The following is a 5,846-nucleotide window of genomic DNA, read 5'->3' on the forward strand; positions in this document are numbered from 1 at the left end:
GTGCAGGGAAGGGGAAGCCAGAGGAGGCAGAGAAGCAAGAGAAGAACCAACGGATAATTGATTCGGTATTGTCCGATCTCCGCGTCGTCCAATCTCCGCGTTTCTGGTCTCCCCATTCCAACTTCGGAAGGGCAGAATGCCAGATTAAGTGAGATCGTAGAGATAAACGAACGATCCGGGGCTTTCAAAAAAGTCTAGTTCTTTGCCGATCGTTTTGAAATAGTTGACGACGGTTTCTTTTTCTTCGGGAACACCATCGACGTGAGAAAAGAGAACCCATACTCGAGGGTTTCCCCGCAAGCGATCGAAGTCTTGTTGATATTGCTGCCATTCGGCAGGGGTGACTTCTTCCCCATCGTCTAAATCCTCAACCCCAACAATGTAATCGTCGGGTTGATAGCCGTATTTAGGAGCATAGTATTTAAATTGGTAAATGCCCCGCTGAAAAATATACAACCGATCGCCAGGTTCTTGGTTGGCTTTAATATGTTCGATGACGGGAACAATTTCTTCCCGCACTTGCGGTGAAATTAACAGGCGGCTGGTATTGAAAACCGGAGGGATGAGAATGGCGGCAATAACCACAGTCGCTAAAATCTTCACCCAATTTGCTTTCGACCTCGATTTCTCCCAAAGGTAAATAAGTCCTTCGGCCATTATCGAAATGACAAACGGGGTCAGAAAAAGCAGCAAGCGATATCGGAAAGGATAGCGCTGTAAGTAAGCCGCTAGGAGGGTGAAAATCGGAGTGACGAGTAAAACACTAAACGTGAATCGGTTTTGTCTCCACAGGGCAAAACACCCGATGGCGAAGACAACGATCGCCACATCGACAAGTACTCCTTCGTGAAAACCTAATGGGTTACCAAAAAAATTGGTGATTTTGTCAATTAACCAATCAAAGTCGAGCCACGAGTCGGGAAATGCCGTTCTCCAGTGTTTTTGTAAGTTTTGGTTTTCACTGATGGAGGCGATCGAAAGCTGATAGGAAATTAGGAAGCTCGTCGCCCAGCTCAAATAAATAGCACCTAGAGCGATCGCTTTTCGAGTTCGCTTTTTTTGTAGGGCATCATAGAGGGCGATCGTCCCGAAGCCTGCGAGACTAAATACGGCCGGATGGGAAAACCAAATTGCAAGACTGCCTGCGATAGCATAGGCAATAAATCGACGAATATTCAGTTGCCGATAGACGATTTGAGTCAAGAGATAGCCGGAAAATAAAGCAACGGTAACATCTGTCGAATATTGCTTGACTTCTGAGGCATAATAGACTAGATATTCTAGACTTAAAAAAAGTAATAATCCGATAAAAACAGCTTTCTCAGACAAAAAGTGATTGGCAAATTTTACAAATAAAAAAATAGAGACAATACTTCCTAAAAATGGAAATAACCGCAGCGCGTATTCATTGTTCCCCAATAGTTGCACCGCTAGTTTTTCCACCATTAAAAATCCAATAGGAGCCGCTTGATCGTAATCTAAAGGTTGGAGAAGTTCTGCATACGATCGGTTGACGATATTGAGCGCGAGAACGGCCTCATCTGCCCATAAAGACCGATTGGAAAAATATTGGACGCAACGAATGAGAATTCCAAAACCGACCGCGATCGCGCACGCTTGCCGAACTGTCAATCTAGAAGCCAACTTTAGATTTTCAGGCAACGTTAGGCGCATAACAATCTTATGGGTCTGAAGATCGATAACCGAGCGGAGTAAATTCTTTTCTCGCGCCTTGTGCGGCTCGTCGTTTATGGGAATCTAGAAGATTATCATACACGCTTGGGTGCGGATATCGTAAATAGGCAAACTCGCGATCGTTCGATCGTTGTTTCCATCCGCAAGCGATCGGCATCTTCGAGGGCGCGATCGTACCGGCTGAGATTAACGATCGGTATGGAATCCCAACGACGCGCGCGACTCCTAGCCCTGTTCGGGTTGCTGTGCCAATGAAGGTACCAACAGAAGGTACCAACAAAGTAGAAGTATCGCGCTCGTGCTTGCTGTTTGTTACACCGAGTCCGATCGATGGCATTCTAAAGACTAGTACTCCACTTCATGGGTGCGCTTCTCAAGTGAGTAAGATCCAAGCGCGTACCTCAAGTCCCCCTTTTGAAAGTGAAGGGAGATGGGTGGGAGGTCGTTAGTACCTCTTCTATGAGAGAAACGCTTATATAGGATATAGGGTATAAGGTTTTGGGATCTCGAACGAATGCAATATGACTCGACTGTCTAAACTCAGAAAATCCGAGAGATTGGCAACCGGATCGGATACTGCATTGTTGCTCGGAATTTTTGTCATCTCCCTGGCATTGCGAGCGATCGCCATCGACGTTCCCGTGAATCTCGATGAAGTGTCTTGGATGGAACGGGGTTCTGAATTTTTTCGACAATTCCTCGAAGAAGACTACCAAGACACCTATTTGCGCCATCATCCGGGCATCGTCAATATGTGGATCGTCGGCAGTGGAATGTTTGTCAATTGCAGACTACACGAACTGATGCCCGGATTGTTCGATCTTGCTGAAGGTCTGACCGTGCGCGAGTGCATGAAGAGCGAGCAATTTTCGATCGCCCTATTCATTCTTCCCCGCCTGTTTCAAGCTCTAATTACCGCCATTTGTACCTGTGCTCTGTACGCCCTCACCCAGCGCTTGCTAGGCAAATCCATTGCTCTGGTGGCAACCGTTCTCCTCATCTTAGATCCCTTTTTCCTTGCTTACCAGCGCTTTGTGACCACCGATGCCATGCAAGTGGACTTGAGTACGTTGGGATTGTTATTGCTGCTGCTGTATTTGCGAGGCAATGGCAAAACGTCGCGTCGAACCTTGCGCGATCGCCTGGGATTACTGGCTTCGGGGGTGCTGATGGGACTGGCGACGGCCGCCAAAATTCCCGCTCTCTTCGTCCTCCCCGCCGTCTTTACCTGGATCGCTTGTATCGAACTGGGGATGTGGCAACCCGTCTTTCGACCCCGAGGTTGGCTGCCGCAGATCTTCGATTTGACCCTGTGGCTGGCGGCAATTCCTGCCACGATTTACGCCATCTGGCCGGTGCTGTGGGTTGCCCCCGAAGCCACCCTCCATCGCCTCTACCAGGGACTCCTGGAAGAATCGCAACGAGGCTTTTTCTTTTTCTGGGGTCAGCTAACCGACGCGCCCAACGCCCTATTTTATCCCGTAGTGTTGGTGTACCGCCTATCCCCAGCGATTTTTGTGGGGGGACTTATTTACACCCTCGCGCGGCTGCGTCCCCAGCTATATCGATGGTTTGGGAAAAATCTCCCCCTGGGAAAAACTGGATTTGCTCAAATTAACGCGCGACCGGAATTGAATGCCCTCATCCTCGCCGTTGCCTGGATTTTAGTGGTTCTCTCCCTTCTCGATAGCAAAATCGATCGCTACATTCTCCCCACCGTTCCTTTCTTAGCGATGCTGGCCGCCACCGCTTGGCTGCAAGTCTGGCATTGGCTGCAACGGAAATTCCCTCGGCTTGCGAGAACGCTTGGCATCAAAGCAAATCTGGCTGTGAGTTGCGCCCTCTTTGCGATCGTCGCTCAACTGGCGGTTCTACTGCCCCACTTTCCTTACTACATCACCTACTTCAATCCCCTCGCTGGGGGATCGCGAGTCGCCCAACACCTGCTGATGGTGGGACAAGGGGAGGGACTCGATCGCGCTGCCCGATGGCTCAATAAATCTCCAGAGGCCGAGCGCACCCTGGTGGCGAGTGCCTATAGCAAAGCCCTCGAACCCTACTTCCTCGGAGAAGCCACCAACATCGGTCGAGATAAACCCTCCCCCGAACGACTCCGACGCTGGGTGGGCGCTCATCGCATCGTGTTGTATTTCAACCAGTTCCAGCGTCAGATTCCCGATGGCGAATTTCTGGCATACTTCCGGGGACAGCAACCGTTATATACCTTACATATCGACGGTCTCGACTACGTGAACATCTATCCAGGACCGACGCTATTACCCGAAGATTTAGCCCGTATCCAGTCTCCCGTCAACACCACTTTCACCCCTTCTATTCGCTTGTTGGGATACGATCTGAATCGCGATCGATGGACTCCGGAAAAACCCGGTAAAATCACGTTATATTGGCACTTTCTCGAGGACGCACTCCCGAATTTAGAAGTCGAGATCGCCTTAGTCAATGTCAGCGATGAAGTGCCGCACAAGTGGCAATCTCCCCTCGTGAACGGCTATTTGGGGCAAACCGATTCGATCGCCCTGGGAACCCTGCTGCGAGACTTCCATCAACTCCCCCTCACTTCGGATATTGTGCCGGGACGCTATCAAATTCAAGTTCGGTTGGTGTTTCCCGATGCCATCCAACCCGCGAACGCGAATCCCACGATTTTAGGCGAGGTAGAAATAGGAGACTAGCGGTCTATTTGCGGATCGACAAATTTCGTCGATCGTTCCTTCAAACCCTGATGGCATCAATAAAGTCATGGATAAGGTCGCTCAGTGGTAAAGCGGTCGGCTCTTTTCCGGCTGGACGCAGGTTCGATCCGTGCTCGCGAACTTATTACCATACAAGAGTTTGAATTCAACCTGAATCTTCACCTTACAGCGACCCTTGATGGTCATCCTTAAGTTAGGTTAAAACAGACTAAAGACGGCTTAAAAATATGAAAACTTTGTGAGGAAGATTGCTTTTTAAAAAAGTCATATTCTGACAAGTTTTGTATTCCGATTTTAGACATTATTTTAGATTCAGCTCTGGAATAATAGAAATCAAACGAATGTTTGCTGCCTTTTTTGGTCAAGTTCTCGATCTAGTTATTTTCTATATAAACGGGGTTCTATTGCATGACGATCGCCCAAACAAAATTCGATATATTAGTTGCAAAGCTTGAAGGCTTCTCAAAACAAAAGCCCGGTCAATACCGCCTGCGGGTTGCCTTGTTCGCCGCATTAGGATATGCCTATATTTTTTTTGTATTGGTTGGGTTACTTGCCATTATCGGGCTAATCCTTTCTGCTATTTTTTTTAGTAAGCGGATTAATGGTTCTGTTATCAAACTTTTGATTATCTTACTAATTCCCGCCTGGGCGATCGTCCGATCGCTCTGGGTGACTTTCCCACCGCCTCAAGGGATTCGCCTCAGTCGCCGCCAAGTTCCCGAACTCTTCGCTTTAGTTGATGAATTGACCGCGAAACTCCAAGCACCTCGATTTCATAACATTCTCTTGAATCGAGAATTTAACGCCGGAGTGGTTCAAATTCCTCGGCTGGGTATCTTAGGTTGGCAACAAAACTATTTGCTGTTGGGATTGCCCTTGATGCAAGCTTTGTCTTTAGAACAACTCAAAGCCGTTCTCGCCCACGAACTCGGTCATCTTTCGGGCAACCATTCTCGCTTTTCTGCCTGGATTTATCGAGTTCGTAAAACTTGGTTGCAAATTTACGAACGGTTGCATCAAAGCGATCGACCGGGAACCTCGATTTTATTCGATCGCTTTCTAAATTGGTATTGGCCTTCATTTGATGCCTACTCTTTTACCTTGGCGCGGATGAACGAGTACGAAGCCGATCGCTGTGCGGCACAACTGGCTGGCGCGCGCAATACCGCCGAGGCTTTGATGAATGTTGAAATTAAAGCGCGTTTTCTCGAAAGTTCTTTTTGGTCGGATATCCACAAGCAAATCGAACATCAAGCCGACCCACCTGAGGATGTTTATTCTTCAATGTTAGGGGTCTTACACCGTCCCGTCGCCGAAGATAAAAGCGATCGATGGTTAAAAGAGGCGCTCGGGGAGAAGACCAATAATGAAGATACCCATCCCTGCCTAAGCGATCGGCTCAAATCCCTAGGATATCCGATCTCCCGTGCCCGA

At 48.5% G+C, this 5,846-nt stretch carries 4 protein-coding genes; 3 read left to right on the forward strand and 1 reads right to left on the reverse strand.

Features of this window, described 5'->3' with window-relative positions; translation table 11 throughout:
* Window positions 1-144: 144 nt before the first annotated feature.
* Window positions 145-1,632 carry a glycosyltransferase family protein gene (locus tag IQ235_RS16825; protein ID WP_264322584.1) on the reverse strand — a complete coding sequence of 496 codons (1,488 nt, stop codon included), beginning with the start codon at window positions 1,630-1,632 and terminating at the stop codon, window positions 145-147.
* A gap of 102 nt (window positions 1,633-1,734) precedes the next feature.
* Here IQ235_RS16825 and IQ235_RS16830 point away from each other — a divergent pair, with 102 nt between their 5' ends.
* The 3 genes from IQ235_RS16830 to IQ235_RS16840 form a co-directional block, all read left to right on the forward strand.
* Window positions 1,735-1,950 (forward strand): hypothetical protein, encoded by a 216-nt coding sequence (locus tag IQ235_RS16830; RefSeq protein ID WP_264322585.1) that lies wholly within the window; start codon window positions 1,735-1,737, stop codon window positions 1,948-1,950.
* A 266-nt stretch (window positions 1,951-2,216) separates the two neighbouring features.
* Entirely contained in the window at window positions 2,217-4,388 is a 2,172-nt protein-coding gene (locus IQ235_RS16835; RefSeq protein ID WP_264322586.1) for a phospholipid carrier-dependent glycosyltransferase, read from the forward strand.
* Window positions 4,389-4,817: 429 nt separating this feature from the next.
* The coding region (locus IQ235_RS16840; protein ID WP_264322587.1) for a M48 family metallopeptidase at window positions 4,818-5,846 on the forward strand (1,029 nt) is incomplete at its 3' end.

This window comes from Zarconia navalis LEGE 11467, from assembly GCF_015207075.1.
In the GTDB taxonomy this organism is placed as follows: domain Bacteria; phylum Cyanobacteriota; class Cyanobacteriia; order Cyanobacteriales; family Geitlerinemataceae; genus Zarconia; species Zarconia navalis.

Coding starts and splice junctions, on each gene's coding strand:
- IQ235_RS16835 (WP_264322586.1), top strand. CDS start 2,217: ATGACTCGACTGTCTAAACTCAGAAAATCCGAGAGATTGGCAACCGGA.